At 70.6% G+C, this 16554-nt stretch carries 13 protein-coding genes and 1 tRNA gene; 10 read left to right on the forward strand and 4 right to left on the reverse strand.

All coding sequences use genetic code 11. The features are described from left to right. Window positions 1-141: 141 nt before the first annotated feature. From ACFY30_RS06355 to ACFY30_RS06365, 3 genes are read right to left on the reverse strand one after another with little or no spacing between them, the layout of a single operon-like run. Complete coding sequence (locus ACFY30_RS06355) at window positions 142-2286, reverse strand: acetate--CoA ligase family protein (protein ID WP_390843998.1); 2145 nt, start codon at window positions 2284-2286, stop codon at window positions 142-144. 4 nt (window positions 2287-2290) lie between these two features. Continuing rightward, window positions 2291-3523 (reverse strand): formyl-CoA transferase, encoded by a 1233-nt coding sequence (frc, locus tag ACFY30_RS06360; protein WP_390843999.1) that lies wholly within the window; start codon window positions 3521-3523, stop codon window positions 2291-2293. An 11-nt stretch (window positions 3524-3534) separates the two neighbouring features. Continuing rightward, window positions 3535-5217 carry a thiamine pyrophosphate-binding protein gene (locus tag ACFY30_RS06365; protein ID WP_390844000.1) on the reverse strand — a complete coding sequence of 561 codons (1683 nt, stop codon included), beginning with the start codon at window positions 5215-5217 and terminating at the stop codon, window positions 3535-3537. A 143-nt stretch (window positions 5218-5360) separates the two neighbouring features. Between ACFY30_RS06365 and sucC the strand changes: the two genes are divergently transcribed. The 10 genes from sucC (at window position 5361) to ACFY30_RS06415 (ending at window position 14892) form a co-directional block, all read left to right on the forward strand. Continuing rightward, the gene (gene sucC / locus ACFY30_RS06370; RefSeq protein ID WP_390844001.1) at window positions 5361-6491 is read left to right on the forward strand and encodes an ADP-forming succinate--CoA ligase subunit beta; all 1131 of its coding nucleotides are present in this window, start codon (window positions 5361-5363) and stop codon (window positions 6489-6491) included. 13 nt (window positions 6492-6504) lie between these two features. Beyond that, entirely contained in the window at window positions 6505-7389 is an 885-nt protein-coding gene (gene sucD / locus ACFY30_RS06375) for a succinate--CoA ligase subunit alpha (RefSeq protein ID WP_390844002.1), read from the forward strand. Window positions 7390-7398: 9 nt separating this feature from the next. Further along, the gene (locus ACFY30_RS06380) at window positions 7399-8940 is read left to right on the forward strand and encodes an aldehyde dehydrogenase family protein (protein WP_390844003.1); all 1542 of its coding nucleotides are present in this window, start codon (window positions 7399-7401) and stop codon (window positions 8938-8940) included. Window positions 8941-9109: 169 nt separating this feature from the next. After that, a tRNA-Leu gene (locus ACFY30_RS06385) sits at window positions 9110-9194 on the forward strand. Window positions 9195-9612: 418 nt separating this feature from the next. Further along, a complete protein-coding gene (locus ACFY30_RS06390; RefSeq protein ID WP_390821772.1) occupies window positions 9613-10785 on the forward strand; it encodes an ATP-binding protein in 1173 nt (390 codons plus the stop codon). Next, complete coding sequence (locus ACFY30_RS06395) at window positions 10782-11183, forward strand: roadblock/LC7 domain-containing protein (protein ID WP_390658714.1); 402 nt, start codon at window positions 10782-10784, stop codon at window positions 11181-11183. Before ACFY30_RS06390 ends, ACFY30_RS06395 begins: the two co-directional genes overlap by 4 nt. Continuing rightward, a complete protein-coding gene (locus tag ACFY30_RS06400) occupies window positions 11180-11557 on the forward strand; it encodes a DUF742 domain-containing protein (RefSeq protein ID WP_390658713.1) in 378 nt (125 codons plus the stop codon). Before ACFY30_RS06395 ends, ACFY30_RS06400 begins: the two co-directional genes overlap by 4 nt. Beyond that, window positions 11532-12125, forward strand: a complete 594-nt coding sequence (locus ACFY30_RS06405; protein WP_390844004.1) for an ATP/GTP-binding protein — start codon at window positions 11532-11534, stop codon at window positions 12123-12125. The genes ACFY30_RS06400 and ACFY30_RS06405 overlap by 26 nt, the downstream gene beginning before the upstream one ends. 8 nt (window positions 12126-12133) lie before the next feature. After that, a complete protein-coding gene (locus tag ACFY30_RS06410) occupies window positions 12134-13486 on the forward strand; it encodes a cytochrome P450 (protein WP_390844005.1) in 1353 nt (450 codons plus the stop codon). 245 nt (window positions 13487-13731) lie between these two features. Further along, the gene (locus ACFY30_RS06415) at window positions 13732-14892 is read left to right on the forward strand and encodes a tryptophan dimethylallyltransferase family protein (protein ID WP_390844006.1); all 1161 of its coding nucleotides are present in this window, start codon (window positions 13732-13734) and stop codon (window positions 14890-14892) included. A 227-nt stretch (window positions 14893-15119) separates the two neighbouring features. Here the strand turns inward: ACFY30_RS06415 and ACFY30_RS06420 are convergent, their stop codons facing one another. Continuing rightward, on the reverse strand, window positions 15120-16406 hold the full coding sequence (locus tag ACFY30_RS06420) for a flavin-containing monooxygenase (protein ID WP_390844197.1): 1287 nt from the start codon (window positions 16404-16406) through the stop codon (window positions 15120-15122). Between the last annotated feature and the right edge of the window lie 148 nt (window positions 16407-16554).

Here is a 16554-nt window from a genome sequence, read left to right on the forward strand (position 1 = left end):
GTTTTGTGGGTGGTCTTATTGCACCTCACCACCCTTTGGGTCTAATGTTCTGGCCCGCCCCCCGTGCCAATGGGTTTTGGGGGGCGCGGGGGCCGGGGGGGGGGCGGGCCCCCCCCCGCCGGCCGGCCCCTCCGTGTCACCTCATGAACCGCCCCCCAGCAGGCCCGCCGCCCGCGCCCAGCGGTACTTCGCGCCGAGCACGGAAACCGGTTTCTCGGTCGTGTAGGGGTACGCCACGACCCCCCGCTCGAACAGGTACTGGCAGGCCTCCTCGACCTCGACGTCGCCGGCGAGCGACGCGACGACGGGCTTGTGCACACCGCGCTCCCGGAACTCGGCGACCACGCGCGCGGTGAGCTCCGCGAACACCATCGGCGGCGTGACGATGGTGTGCCAGTAGCCGAGGACGAGAGCGTGGACGCGCGGATCCTCCAGGCCCAGCCGGATCGTCGCCTCGTACGTCGACGGCGGCTCGCCCCCGGTGATGTCGACCGGGTTGCCCGCGGCCCCGAACGGCGGGATGAACCTCCGGAAGGCCTCGTCCAGGTCCGGCGGAATCTCCATCAGGGACAGCCCGTTGTCGGTCACCGCGTCCGACAGCAGGACGCCGCTGCCGCCGGCCCCGGTGATGATCACCACGTTGTCGCCCCGCGGCGCGGGGAGCACCGGCAACGCGCGCGCGTACTCCAGCATGTCGTTCAGCCCCGGCGCCCTGATCACGCCCGCCTGCCGCAGGATGTCGTCGTACACCGCGTCGTCGCCGGCGAGCGCCCCCGTGTGCGAACCGGCGGCCCGCGCGCCCGCCGCGGTACGCCCCGCCTTGAGGACGACGACCGGCTTCTTCGGCACGGTCGCCCGCGCGGCCTCGACGAAGGCGCGCCCGTCCTTGAGGTCCTCCAGGTGCATCGCGATGCACTGGGTGTGCGGGTCCTCGCCGAACCAGGTCAGCAGGTCGTCCTCGTCCAGGTCCGACTTGTTGCCGAGGCCGACGATCGCCGACACGCCCGTCCTCGTGGTGCGGGCGAAGCCCAGGATCGCCATCCCTATGCCGCCCGACTGCGAGGTCAGCGCCACCCCGCCCTTGACGTCGTACGGCGTGCAGAACGTGGCACACAGGTCCTGCCACGTGGAGTAGTAGCCGTAGATGTTCGGCCCGAGCAGGCGTACCCCGTACCGCTCGGCGATCGCCACGAGCTCCGCCTGGAGTGCGTGCTCGCCGGTCTCCGCGAAGCCGGAGGGGATCAGGACGGCGTTCGGGATGTTCTTGCGTCCCACCTCCTCCAGGGCCGGGGCCACGAACCGGGCGGGGATCGCGAAGACCGCCACATCCACCTCACCGGGAACGTCCGTGACACTCTTGTACGCCTTCCGGCCGAGGATGTCATCGGCCCGGGGGTTCACCGGATGGATGTCCCCGGCGAATCCGCCGTCGACGAGGTTGCGCATCACCGAGTTGCCGATCTTTCCCTGCTCGTTGGAGGCGCCGATGACGGCGACGGACCGGGGCTGCATCAGACGGCGCATCGTCGACAGGATCTCGTCGCGTGCATACCGTCGACGGGGTGCAGGCTGCGACTCGGCGAGGATCACCCGGATGTCGGCGGCCACCGCTCCCTCCGGCGTCGCGATCACCGGATTGAGGTCCACCTCGGCGATCTCCGGGAAGTCCGACACCAGGTGGGACACCCGCCGGATCTGCTCGGCGACCGCCCACCGGTCCACCCCGGCCTGCCCGCGGACCCCGCGCAGGATCTCCGCCGAGCGGATCGAGTCGAGCATCGACATCGCCTCGTCGGCGTCCACCGGCGCCAGCCGGAAGGTGACGTCCTTGAGCACCTCGACGAGCACCCCGCCGAGCCCGAACGCCACGACCTTCCCGAAGGTCGGATCGGTGACGGCCCCGACGATGACCTCCTGGCCCTTCGGCAGCAACTCCTGGACCTGCACGCCCTCGATCCGCGCTCCCGCGTCGTACGCGCGCGCGTTCTCGACGATCCGGTGGAACGCGGCCCGTACGTCCGCCGCCCCCTCCACGCCCACGACGACACCGCCGGCGTCGGTCTTGTGCAGGATGTCCGGCGAGACGATCTTCATCACCACGGGTCCGCCGAAGCGGGCCGCGTACGCCACGGCCTCCTCGACGTCCGTGGCCAGCTCCTCGCCCGGTACGGCGATCCCGTACGCGTCGGCGATCACCTTGCCCTCCGGCGCGGTGAGCGCGGTGCGTCCCACGGCGCGCACCGCGTCGAGCAGCGTGCGCACCCGCAGGATCCGGTCCTCGGCCATCACGTCAGATCACCCCGTTCGACTTGAGCAGGCGCAACTCCTGGTCGCCGAGGCCCAGTTCGCCGACGTAGATCTCCTCGTTGTGCTCACCGAGCAGCGGGGAGGCGGTCACCTCGACGGGGGAGTCGGAGAGCTTCAGCGGGCTGCCGACGGTGACGAACTCGCCGCGCTGCGGATGCGGGACGCGGACCACCATCCCGTTGGCGGCCAGCGACTCGTCCTCGATGATCTCCTTGGTGGACAGGATCGGCCCGCAGGGGATGTTGTGGGCGTTGAGCCGTTCCAGCACCTCCCACTTGGGCAGCGTCGAGGACCACTCCTCGATCAGCTGGAACATCTTGCCCAGCTTGGGCAGCCGGGCCTGCGGTGTCGCCCACTCGGGGTCGTCGGCCAGCTCGGGCCGGCCGATGAGCTCGCTGACCGGCCGCCAGCCGACGGGCTGCACGATCACGTACACGTAGTCGTTGGGGCCGCCCGGCGCGCACTTGACCGCCCAGCCGGGCTGCCCGCCGCCGGAGGCGTTGCCGGAGCGGGGCACCTCGTCGCCGAAGTCCTCGTTGGGGTACTCGGCGAGCGGCCCGTGGGCCAGGCGCTGCTGGTCGCGCAGCTTGACCCGGCACAGGTTGAGCACGGCGTGCTGCATGGCCACGTTCACGCGCTGTCCGCGTCCGGTGCGCTCCCGCTGGAAGAGTGCCGCCAGTATCCCGGCCACTGTATGCACTCCCGTGCCCGAGTCGCCGATCTGAGCGCCCGTCGCCAGCGGCGGCCCGTCCTCGAAACCCGTGGTCGACATCGACCCGCCCATGGCCTGCGCGACGACCTCGTACGCCTTGAAGTCGGTGTAGGGGCCGTCGCCGAACCCCTTGATGGAGGCATACACGACGCGTGGGTTGATCTCCTGTATGCGATCCCAGGTGAACCCCATACGGTCGACCGCGCCCGGCCCGAAGTTCTCCACCATCACGTCCGAGCGCCGGATCAGCTCGGTGAGGATCTCCTTGCCTCGCTCGGTCTTGGTGTTGAGGGTGATGCTCCGCTTGTTGCAGTTGAGCATCGTGAAGTAGAGGGAGTCGACGTCCGGGAGGTCGCGCAGCTGCCCTCGCGTGATGTCACCGGAGGGTGCCTCCAGCTTGACGACGTCCGCGCCGAGCCAGGCGAGCAGCTGGGTCGCGGAGGGCCCGGACTGGACGTGGGTCATGTCGAGGACGCGAATGCCCTCGAGTGCCCTGGCGGTCATGGGCGTTCACCTCACTTGTACATGGTCTGGTTCATGGTTCCGGGGGCGTACGCGTCCGGGTCCACCCAGACGTTGATCAGCGAGGGCTTCCCCGATTCGCGGGCGCGGCGCAGCGCGGGGCCGATGTCGGCGGGGTCGCGCACCTCCTCGCCGTGACCGCCCAGCATCTGGGCGAACTTGTCGTAGGGGACGTCGCCGAGGGTGTTGCCGACCCGTTCGCGCTCCACGCCGTACTTGGCGGCCTGGCCGTAACGGATCTGGTTCATGGAGGAGTTGTTGCCGACGATGCCGACGAAGGGCAGGTCGTAGCGGACGAGGGTCTCGAAGTCCCAGCCGGTGAGGGAGAACGCGCCGTCGCCGAAGAGGGCGACGACCTCCTTGTCGGGCCGTGCCTGCTTGGCCGCGAGCACGAAGGGGACGCCGACGCCGAGCGTGCCGAGCGGGCCCGGGTCCATCCAGTGGCCGGGGGACTTGGGCTGGACGACCTGCCCGGAGAAGGTGACGATGTCACCGCCGTCGCCGATGTAGACCGAGTCCTCGGTGAGGAAGTCGTTGATCTCGCTGACCAGGCGGTACGGGTGGATCGGCGTGGCGTCCGAGCGCAGCTGCGGCAACCGCTTCTCGACGGCGCTCTGTTCGGCCGCGCGCAGTTCGTCGAGCCACTCCTTGCGCTTGGACGCACCCCCGTCGAGACGCCCGGAGGAGGCCTCGGTCACCGACTTCAGCACCAGCCCCGCGTCGCCGACGATGCCGAGGTCGATGTCCCGGTTCTTGCCGACGGTCCGGTAGTCGAGGTCGATCTGGACGACGGTCGCGTCGGCGGACAAGCGCTTTCCATAGCCCATCCGGAAGTCGAAGGGCGTGCCGACGATCACGATGACGTCGGCGTGGGAGAAGGCGTAGCGGCGCGAGAGCTGGAAGTGGTGCGGGTCGCCGGGCGGGAGGGTGCCGCGGCCGGCGCCGTTCATGTACGCGGGGATGTTCAGGGTGCGCACCAGTTCGACGGCGGCCTCCGTGCCGCGGGTCGTCCACACCTGGCTGCCCAGCAGGATCGCGGGCTTCTCGGCGTGCACGAGCAGGTCGGCGAGCTTCTCGACCGCCTCGGGGTCGCCGGCCGAGCGGGTCGAGGCGCGGTAGGCACCGGGCTTGGGCACCCGTGCCTTCGCCACGGGCACCTTGGCGTCCAGGACGTCGCGTGGGATCTCCAGGAAGGAGGGGCCGGGAGCGCCGTGGTAGCACTCGCGGAACGCCATCGACACCATGTCGGCCGCCCGCGCCGTGTCCGGCACGGCCGCCGCGAACTTGGTGATCGGCGTCATCATGTCGACGTGCGGCAGGTCCTGCAGGGACCCCATCTTGTGCTGGGCGAGCGCCCCCTGGCCGCCGATCAGCAGCATCGGGGACTCCGCGCGGAAGGCGTTGGCGACACCGGTGACCGCGTCGGTGGTGCCGGGGCCGGCCGTCACCACCGCGCAGCCCGGCCTGCCGGTGATACGGGCATAGCCGTCGGCGGCGTGCGCGGCGACCTGTTCGTGGCGTACGTCGACGACTTCTATGCCCTCGTCGACACAGCCGTCGTAGATGTCGATGATGTGGCCGCCGCACAGGGTGTAGATGCGGTCGACCCCCTCCGCCTTCAAGGCCTTGGCAACGAGATGGCCGCCGGAGATCACGTCCTGCGTGTCGTCGGGCATGGCGAAGTCCTGTCCCTTCGTAGGGGGTGGGATGCCGTCTGCAGTACATTGCATACAGTCGACGAATACTGTATGAAGCTTGTTATCCCGCATCCGGTGGGTGGTGTCCAGGGGGCGTGCGGCACTTTCAGACAGGAGCCGGAATGGACCTGTACGAACACCAGGCAAGGGAACTCTTCGAGGAACACGGCATCCCGGTACCGAGGGCCGAGGTGACCGACTCGCCCAAGGAGGCACGCGGGATCGCCCGCCGGCTCGGCGGGAGGGTCGTGGTGAAAGCCCAGGTCAAGACGGGCGGACGAGGCAAGGCGGGAGGGATCGGGCTCGCCGCCGACCCGGCCGCCGCCGAGATCACGGCCCGTCAGATCCTGGGCATGGACATCAAGGGGCACACGGTCGGCACGGTCATGCTGGCCCAGCCCGCGGACATCGAGACCGAGTTCTACGTCTCCTACGTGCTGGACCGCGCGGCCGGCCGGTTCCTCGCCATCGCCTCCGCCGAGGGCGGCATGGACATAGAGGAGGTCGCCGCCACCCGGCCCGACGCGGTCGCCCGGATCCTCGTCGACCCGGCGCGGGGCGTCACCTCGGCCAAGGCCGCCGAGATCGCCGCCGCGGCCGGGCTCCCGCCGCAGACCGTCGACGTCCTCGTGCGGCTGTGGCAGGTCCTGGTCCGCGAGGACGCCCTGCTCGTCGAGGTCAACCCGCTGGTGCGCACCCGGCAGGGGCGGATCCTCGCCCTCGACGGCAAGGTCACCCTCGACGACAACGCCTCCTTCCGGCAGGCCCGTCGGGGAACGGCCGCGGCCGGGCACGCCGACCCGCTGGAGGCGGCGGCCGCGGCCAGGGGCCTCCACTACGTCAAGCTCGACGGCGAGGTCGGCGTCATCGGCAACGGCGCCGGGCTCGTCATGTCCACCCTCGACGTGGTCGCCGGCTGCGGTGCCCGACCCGCCAACTTCCTCGACATCGGCGGCGGGGCGTCCGCCCGGGTGATGGCCGACGGTCTGGCGGTCGTCCTGTCCGACCCCGCCGTGAAGTCGGTCCTCGTCAACGTGTTCGGGGGCATCACCGCCTGCGACGCGGTCGCCGAGGGCATCGTGCGGGCCCTGGACACCGTACGGCCGACCAGGCCGCTCGTCGTCCGGCTCGACGGCAACAACGCGGCCCGGGGGCGCGCCCTCCTCGACGAGCACCGCCATCCCCTGGTCCAGCAGGCCACCACCATGGACGGCGCCGCCCGCCGTGCCGCCCACCTCGCCACCACAGCCTGAGGAGACCGGACCCATGGCGATCTACCTCACCAGGGAGAGCAAGGTCCTCGTCCAGGGCATGACCGGCGGCGAGGGAATGAAGCACACCCGGCGGATGCTGGCGGCCGGCACGGACGTGGTCGGCGGCGTCAACCCGCGCAAGGCGGGCCGTACCGTCGACTTCGACGACCGTGCCGTACCCGTCTTCGGGTCGGTCGCCGACGGTATACGGTCGACCGGCGCCGATGTCAGTGTCGTCTTCGTACCGCCGGCGTTCGTGAAGGCGGCCGTGACCGAGGCCGCCGACGCGGGGATCGGCCTCGCCGTCGTCATCACCGAGGGCGTCCCGGTCCACGACTCCGTCTCCCTCACGGCGTACGCGAAGGCACGCGGGACCCGGGTCGTCGGACCCAACTGCCCCGGTCTGATCACCCCCGGCCAGTCCAACGCGGGCATCATCCCGGCCGACATCACCAAGCCGGGCCGTATCGGACTGGTCTCCAAGTCCGGCACGCTCACCTACCAACTCATGTACGAGCTGCGCGACATCGGGTTCTCGACCTGTGTCGGCATCGGCGGCGACCCCGTCGTCGGCACCAGCCACATCGACTGCCTGGCCGCCTTCCAGGACGACCCCGACACCGAACTCGTCGTCCTCATCGGGGAGATCGGCGGCGACGCGGAGGAGCGGGCCGCGGCCTACATCCGCGACCACGTCACCAAGCCCGTCGTCGGCTACATCGCCGGCTTCACCGCGCCCGAGGGGAAGACCATGGGCCACGCCGGCGCGATCGTGTCCGGTTCGTCGGGCACCGCGCAGGCGAAGAAGGAGGCGCTGGAGGCGGCCGGGGTACGGGTGGGCGGTACACCGACCGAGACCGCGCGGCTCGCCCTCGCCGTACTGGACGAAGGAGCGTGACCGCAGCCCATGACCACCACCCTCACCCTCAAGCCGGGCACCTCCTGGGCCGACGCCTGGCGGCGCTGCCTCGCCGTCGCCCCGGAGGCCTTCCGTGAGGACCGTGTCCTCAACCTCTGGAACGCGAGCTGGCGGGCCGACGGCCGAGCGCTGCCCGCCACCAGCCCCGTCGACGGCGGCCCCGTCGCCGGACCGCCCCGTCTGGACGGCGTGACCGCGCACCGGGCGGTCCGCGCCTCCCTCGACCAGCACCGCGCCTGGCGGCACGTGCCGCTCGGCGAACGCCGGGCCCGGATCGCCGCCGCCCTCGACGCCCTCGCCGAGCACCGTGAACTCCTCGCCCTGCTGCTGGTCTGGGAGATCGGCAAGCCGTGGCGGCTCGCGCAGGCCGACGTGGACCGGGCCGTCGACGGCGTGCGCTGGTACGTCGACGGGATCGAGGAGATGACGGCCGGCCGGGCCCCGCTGGACGGTCCGGTCTCCAACATCGCCAGCTGGAACTACCCCATGAGCGTGCTCGTCCACGCGGTGCTGGTGCAGGCACTGGCGGGCAACGCGGTCATCGCGAAGACCCCCACCGACGGCGGTGTCGCCTGTCTGACCCTGGCCTGTGCGCTCGCCGCCCGGGAGGGGATTCCCGTCACCCTGGTGAGCGGCGGCGGGGGCGAGCTGTCCGAGGCGCTGGTGCGGGCGCCGGAGATCGGCTGCGTCTCCTTCGTCGGCGGCCGCGACACCGGCGCCGCGGTGGCCACGGCCGTCGCCGACCTCGGCAAGCGGCACATCCTCGAACAGGAGGGACTCAACACCTGGGGCATCTGGAACTACTCGGACTGGGACACCCTCGCCGCGGCGATTCCCCGGCTCTTCGACTACGGCAAGCAGCGTTGCACGGCGTATCCGCGGTTCGTCGTCCAGCGGGACCTGTTCGACTCGTTCCTCGCCGCGTACCTCCCCGCGGTGCGCACGCTGACGGTCGGGCACCCGCTCGCCGTGGAGCGCCGCGAGGATCCCCTTCCCCGGCTGGACTTCGGCCCGGTGATCAACGCGGCCAAGGCCAGGGAACTGCACGACCGGGTCGCCGAGGCCGTCGACCGCGGTGCCGTCCCGCTGTACCGGGGCAGCCCGGCCGACGCCCGTTTCCTGCCCGGCCAGGACACCTCGGCGTACGTCCAGCCCGTCACGCTCCTCGATCCGCCGCCGTCCTCGCCGCTGCACCACACGGAGCCGTTCGGCCCGGTCGACACGATCGTCCTGGTCGACACCGAGGCGGAGCTGCTGGCCGCGATGAACGCGTCCAACGGCGCGCTCGTCGCCACCCTGTCCACCGACGACCGCGCCACCTACGACCGGCTGGCCCCGCAGATCCGTGCCTTCAAGGTCGGCCACGGCCGGCCCCGTTCGCGCGGCGACCGCGAGGAGTGGTTCGGGGGTCTCGGCGCGTCCTGGCGGGGCGCGTTCGTCGGCGGGGAACTGCTGGTGCGTGCGGTGACGCGGGGGCCGGCGGGGGAGAGGCCGCCGGGGAACTTCCCGCAGTACCAGCTGATGCCCTGACGCCCCCGCCCTCGATGAGGTGACGGTCCCGTCACCCGGTGTGACACCCCCGGCCCGCCCTCCCGCAGCCCTCCCGTGGGGCGGATATGCAGGTGAAACGCACTCCGAAACCTTGGTATTGTTGTCCGTGTCGCCGCGGGGAACACCCCCGCCGGTCGGCAGACACCTTGTCCGGGTGGCGGAATGGCAGACGCGCTAGCTTGAGGTGCTAGTGCCCTTTATCGGGCGTGGGGGTTCAAGTCCCCCCTCGGACACTATCACTCTCCGTGCCGAGCACGCTCCGCTCGGTGAGTATGCGATGCCCGCATCCGGCGTTCCGCCGGGTGCGGGTTTTCTCGTTCTCGGGGCAGCAATTGTTTGCATGTCGCCCGAATGTCGCGGAAGCCCGTTTATCAGTTGTGTTGTCGGGCCTCTCGGGCGGGGCGTTGCGGAGGCCCTCTCCAGTACGGCTGACGGTCCGTCAATGTTCATCAGAGTCCGCATATTGACGGTCTGTCGCGCCTTCTTGTGGTGATACGATCACGCTCGCTTGTAGAGCGGGCGGATGGGTGCAAGACGACATCTCCGACTACGGGGACAGTCCGGGCGGCAACCCCGGTGCGGGCGGTCCGCCGGTCCACCCGCATTGACGGGAATTCAGCAACTGGCCGTCAGTCGCCTGAAGAGAGTCTTATGACTGATTACATACAGAACCCGGTACTCTGGGCTCTCCTCGTCGCCGTACTCGTCGCAGTCGCCCTCATTGTTCGCCAGCGCAGGGCGGCGCGTACGTTAAGGCAGGAGTTCGCAGATCTCCGGGCTCGTCACGCCGAGCTCGAGAACGGGTACGCGAAATCCGTCGAGGCAGCTCAGGAAAGAGCCGAAGAGGCTACGAAAACGGTCCTGAAGTCCGCTATGCGGACGCTCCAGGGCCTCGCCGCGGAACAGCAGTTGATTGTCTCCCGGCTGCAGAACAAATATGGCGAGTCGGTCATCCTCCAGGACCTGCTGGAGATCGACCACACGAACTCACAGTTCGGCCGCCGCGCCCAGTCCATCGCCGTGCTCTGCGACGGCTGGCTGGGACGTCAGCGCGATGTCGCGTCGGTCTACGACGTGGTCCGCAGCGCCCAGGGCAGGGTCCGCCACTACCGGCGGGTGGAAATTCTCTCGCAGGTCGACTTCGGCATCACCAGCCGCGCCGTCGAACCGGTGGCACTGGCCCTCGCCGAACTCCTCGACAACGCCACCAGCTATTCCAGCCCGGACACCGTCGTGGAAATCAACATCCGCACCGTGCCCAAGGGCATTTGCATCGTCGTGGACGACGCCGGTGTCGGTATGAACGACGAGGAACGGGCCCGCGCCGAGAAACTCCTGACCAGTGAGCGCGTCTCCGGCGTCTCCGCCCTCGGCAACCCGCCGCAGTTCGGCTTCGCCGTGATCGGCGTGCTCAGCGAACGCTTCGGCTTCGAAGTGTCCGTGGACTCCACCTCCCCCTACGGAGGCGTCCGCGCGGTCCTTCTCCTTCCGCACGACCTGCTCACCAGCGCGCCCGAGCAGAAGGAGCCGGCGCCGGTCGCGCCCCCCGTGGCGGCCGCCACGGCCCCCGGGGGCCCCGAGGCCCCGCTGGCCATGGGCACCACCGTCGACGGTCTGCCGAAGCGGCGCCGCAAGCGGCCGATGGCCATCGTGCCCGGCAGCGCGTCGAACGCCTCCGGCCCCGCCCGCTCCGGAGCGGAGACGGCGGCGATCATGGGCGCCTTCCAGCGAGGCACTCGGTCGGGCCGGGCCACGCAGACGGACCCCGCGGAACAGTCGAGCAGCACCCGTGGTGCAAGCAGCGAAGGGCATGAGTTCTCGTGAACGACGATCTGTCATGGATGCTTGACAGCGCCCTGGAGATTCCCGGCGCCCTGCACGCCGTCCTCATCTCCGCCGACGGCCTGTTGATGGCGCGGACGCAGGACTTCGACAAGGACGACGCGGACCGGGTGGCCGCCGCGATGAGCGGTGTGCAGTCGCTCAGCCGCTCCCTCGCCTTCTTCTGCGAGGACGCCCAGCAGCGGTGGCGGCAGACCCTGGTCGAGTTCGACGGCGGCTGGGTCTTCCTGATCTCGGCCGGCGAGGGCGCCTACCTCGGCGTCTCCGCCTCGCCCGACGTCGACATGCAGGACATCACCTTCCGGATGCAGCAGCTCGTCAGCCAGCTCGGCAAGGCCCTGACGACCCCGCCGCGCGAGAACCTCGGCGTACGGTCATGACCGGCTTCGACGAACTGGAGCCCCAGGCGCCGGAGTTAGTGCGTCCGTACGTCATCACCAAGGGACGCGGACTGCCCGACGAGGACCAGCTCTCCCTCATCACCCTGGTCACGGCCGCCGCCGATCAGCAGCAGCGGCCCACCCGGCTGTCCCCGGAGGAGCAGAGCCTGCTCGAACTGTGTTCGGCGGGCTACCTCTCGGTCGCCGAGATCGCGGGGCACACCCAACTGCCCCTGGGCGTCGTCAAGATCCTCCTCGCCGCCCTCACCGAGGGCGGCTACCTCGTCACCCGCCCGCCCGTGCAGCGGGCCCCGCTCGCCGACCGGGAGATCCTGGAGGAGGTGCTGAATGGTCTCAGGGCCAAGTTTGGATGAGAAGGCGTACGTCCGTGAGGGCGCGACCCAGACAGCGGTCAAGATCCTCGTCGTGGGTCACTTCGCGGTGGGCAAGACCACGTTCATCGGGGCGATCTCCGAGATCGAGCCGCTGTCCACCGAGGAGACGATGACGCGGGCCGCCGAGTCGGTCGACGACCTCAAGGGGGTCCAGGGCAAGACCACCACCACGGTCGCCATGGACTTCGGCCGTCTGACCATCAGCGACCGGGTCGTGCTGTACCTGTTCGGAACGCCGGGCCAGCAGCGTTTCGTGCAGATGTGGGAGGACATGGCGCGCGGCGCGCTCGGCGCGCTGGTGCTGGTCGACCCCGAGCGACTCGCCGACTCCTTCGGCGTGATCGATCTGATCGAGCAGTACGGACTCGACTACGCCATCGCCGTCAACCACTTCGACGGCTCGCCGCTGCGCGACGAGGTGGCCCTGCGCGAAGCACTGGACCTGCTCGACGACACCCCCGTCGTCACCTGCGACGCACGGGACGAGAAGTCCTCGGCCGAAGCGCTGATCACCCTCGTCCGCCATCTGCAGGACCGTGCCCACTAGGAGCAGAAATGGACGCCCAACCCACCGCCCCCGTGCCCCCGCCCGGGTGCCCGGCACACAACTCCGGCGGCAGAGTGCCGCTGTACGGGCCGGAGTTCGCGGCCGACCCGCAGGCCTACTACTCCTATCTCCGCCACTACGGGCCGACCGCACCCGTCGAGCTCTCCCCCGGAGTCGAGGCCACCCTCGTCACCGACTACGCGACCGCCCTCCAACTCCTCCAGGACTCCGGCTCCTTCCGCAAGGACGCGCGCCGCTGGCGGGACCTCAACGAGGGCAAGATCCCGCACGACAGCCCCGTCGCGCCCGTGCTGGCGTACCGGCCCAACGCCATGTTCAGTGACGGCGCCGAGCACCTGAGGCTGCGTCAGGCCATCACGGACAGCATGGCCCGCATCGACTCGCGCAAGGTGAGCCAGAGCACCGAACAGGTCTCCAACTTCCTCATCTCGCAGTTCGGCGCGCGGGGATCCGCCGATCTGCTCGGCGACTACGCCAAGCAGCTGCCGCTGTTCGTGTTCAACGAACTCTTCGGAGTGCCCGCGGACATCGGCGACCGCATCGTGTTCGGCATCACCGGCATGTTCGACGGCGTGAACGCCGAGCAGGCGATGGGGGTGCTGTTCGGCGCGGTCGGCGAACTGGTGGCGCTGAAGCGGTCCAGGCCCGGCGACGACGTCACCTCCTGGCTGATGCAGCACCAGTCCAAGCTGACGGACGAGGAGATGGTCCACCAGCTCGCCCTGCTGATGGTGGCGGGCAACGAGCCGCTGCGGAACCTGATCGGCAACACCCTGCACCGGCTGCTGACCCACGACGCGTACGCCAACCAGGGCGGTCTGCTCGACGAGGCGATCGACGACACGCTGTGGGAGAACCCGCCCATGCAGAACCTGGGCGCCCACTACCCCGCCTCCGACATGGAGTTCGCCGGGCAGAAGCTGCAGGCCGGCGATCTGATCCTGGTCAGCTTCGCCGCCGCCAACACCGGCCCGACCCTGACGGCGGCACGTCAGGCGGGCAGCAACCGTGCCCATCTGTCGTGGAGCGCGGGCCCGCACGCCTGCCCGTCCAAGGAGCCCGGCCGGCAGATCACCGTGACGGCCATCGAGAATCTGCTCAACAAGCTCCCGGACGTCGAACTCGCCGTGCCGGTCGAGAGCCTGACCTGGCGGCCCGGCCCCTTCAACCGCGGACTCGCCGCGCTGCCCGCCAAGTTCACCCCGGTCCAGCCGGTCCGCAGGGCCGCCCCCCACCCCACCGCCGAGACGCAGACGGGTCCCGAGCGGGGCGCCCACAAGGGTGGCCGGGCCGAACGCGGAGGTGTGTGGAGCCAGTTCCTCAACTGGCTGACGAGGTGATGCACAACCGGGCGAAGGGGTGATTCACACAACACCTCCCAACTCTCCACCACTGCATGACGATTCAACCTCACGGGTAGTGAGGAACGCGGCATTCCGTGTTGCTCACGAGACAGAGGAGGTGTCGTGGACCACATATCCACCGACGCCGTTTTCATACGACCCACCGTCGTCGTGCACCCCCTGATACCCGCCCCACCAGGCGGGTATCTTCTTGTCCGTCCCCTCCTCCCGGGGGAGGGCCGGTGACCGCGCCCAGACCGGACACCGCGCGCACGGCCGCCGCGGCAACCCTCGGCGGACACACCGCGGGTCAGCTGCTGAGGCTGAGCCGGGTCGCGGGGCTTTCCGAGGCCGACTCCCAGATCTACGCGCGCACACTCGTGGAGGCGCTGGGCCCCGTCGCCCACCGGCCGCTCGACCTGCCGCCGCCCGACGACAGCTTCCTCTCCGACGACCACACGCCGGTGGAGTTCTCGCTCTCCTTCGAACCCGGCAGGGCGCCCACCCTGCGGGTCCTGCTGGAGCCGGGCGCCGGTGCCGCGGGGCCGGCGCGCAACGGCGCCACCGGACTGCGGGTTCTGCGTGAACTGGCGGGACGCTGGGGCGTCACGACCGACCGGCTCGACGAGCTGGAGGACCTGTTCTTCCCGCCGTCGCCCGAGGGCCCGCTGGCGCTGTGGTGCGCGCTGGAACTGCGCCCCGGCGGGGTCCCGCGGGTGAAGGCCTACCTGAACCCCGCGGCGAACGGCCCGGAACACGCCGCGAAAACGGTGCGCAAGGCGCTGAAACGCCTCGGCCACCGCAAGGCGTTCACCGCGCTGCCCGACGGGGACCGCCATCTGTTCTTCGCCCTGGACCTCGGCGACTGGGACGAACCGCGGGTGAAGGTCTACCTCGCGCACCATGACGTACCGGCTGCGCAGGTGGGCGGCCTGTCCCGGATGGAGGGCGGCCCCGACCCCGCGGAGATCGAGGAGTTCCTCCGCGCCGCCACCGGCCCCGAGACCGGCGCCGACGGTTTACGAGGGGACGACGGGCCCCGGCCACGCCTCGTCCGCCGGCCCCTCCAGACCTGCCACGCCTTCACCGACACGGCCGCCGGCCTGCCCAGCGGCTTCACGCTCTACGTCCCGGTACGCGACCACGCCCCGCACGACGGCGAGGCCCTGGCCCGCGCCACGGAACTGCTGCGGCGCTACGGCATGGACCCCGCACCGCTGCTGCCGGCCGTGGCCGCGGTCACGTCCCGCCAGCCCGAGGACGGCGTCGGACTCGTCGCCTACCTGGGGCTCGCGCACCAGCACGGCAGGCCGCCCCGGATCATGACGTACCTCTCCTCGGAGGCGTACGAGGTCCGCCCGCCCGCCGTCACCGCACCCGCCGAAGCCACGGTCGGGCGGTAGCCGCCGGAACCGCACCCACCGCGGTACCGGCACACCGCGGCACCGCGGCACGAAAGACTCCGAGGGGAGCCGTACGCCGACGTCGTCGAACCGCTCCCCTCTCTCCACGCCGACCAGGACGTGCGAGCCGCCCCGACCGCCCGGGCGGCGGCACGACGAAGGGTCCGGCCTCGCGAAGGCGGACTCCGCGCACCGGACCCCGGTGACCGCCGGCCACCCCGCCGCCGTCACTCCGCGCGCAACTCCTCCAGATACGGGGCCACGTTGACCTGGATCGACGCGCCCTGCGCCTGACCGTACTGTCCGGCGATGCCGCCCAGATACGTGTTGATCTCCTTGCGCATGACCTCGGGCTCCGGCAGGATCGCCCGGCCCGCGACGAGCCGTGCCACCCAGCGCGTCTGCGCCTCCACCAGCCGTGTGATCGAGCCGTGCGGACGGACCAGGCCGATGAAGTACAGCCCGGGGTGGCCGGGCGCGACAACCCGCTTGTACAGCTCGACCGAGCCCTGCGCACCGATCGGGCAGCCGGCGGGCAGGAACGGAAACGCCATCCGGTACCCCGTGCAGTAGACGATGGCGTCGGCCTCCGCGGACGTGCCGTCGGTGAACACCACCCGGCCGCCCTCCACGAAGTCGATCGCGGGCCGGGGCGTGACCCCGCCGTGGCGTATACGGGTGAGGATCTCGTCGGAGATCGTCACGGCGGAGGCGAAGATCCGGTGGTCCGGCTCGGGCAGACCGTAGTCCGAGAGCTTGCCCCGGGCCACGAGCAGGGCCTGCTCGATGAACCGGCGCTGCTCCTCCAGGGACATGCTGGTCCACCACGCGGCCTCGGCGACGTCGTCCAGGGGCATGCCGAAGAGCTGCTTGGGCAGGATGTGCAGCCCCCGGCGTACGGAGAGAAGCGTCCGCGCGGCGTACCGGGAGAGGTCCGCGGCGATGTCCACCGCCGAGGCGCCCAGCCCCACGACGACGACGCGCTGCCCGGCGTAGTCGCTGCCGTCGCGGTAGTCGACGGCGTGCAGAATCCTTCCCTCGAACGTCTCGGCACCTGGCGGCGGCTCGGGCAGGAGCGGCTCGGTGTTGTGCCCCGAGGCCACGATGACATGGGTGAAACCGCGTTCGCGGCGAGCGCCGCAGGCGTCCTGGCTGACGACCGTCCACGCGCCGTCGGCGTCCTGCCGCACGGACTCGACGGTCGTCTCCAGCTCGACGCGGTCCAGGACACCGGCCCACTCGGCGAAGGAACGCAGATAGGCGGCGAAGTCGCTGTGCCGGGGATAGACGGGGTACGAGGCCGGCATGGGGTAGTCGGCGTAACCGGTGAGCCGTTTGTTGGTGTTGAGGTGCAGCGAGAGGTAGCCGGGGCCGCGCTCACCGGCCTGGGGCTGCCGCCAGAGCCCGCCGACGTCCCGTGCCCGGTCCAGGCAGACGAATTCGATCCCCTCGGACTTCAGCGCCCGGGCCGTCGCCAGCCCCGACAGACCTGCACCGATGACACACACACGCACGGGATCCCCCACGGGAAAGACACCATCCTTTCGCGCCCGGGCAATTGACTGCCCATCGCACACCCGCCCCACTCCTCCCACACCAGCGACATGGATCACAGGACGCGGGCGCGTGAAGCGGGGGGCAGAGAGAGACGAGTCGGCGCGA

Source organism: Streptomyces sp. NPDC000345, from assembly GCF_042898825.1.
Lineage (GTDB): Bacteria > Actinomycetota > Actinomycetes > Streptomycetales > Streptomycetaceae > Streptomyces.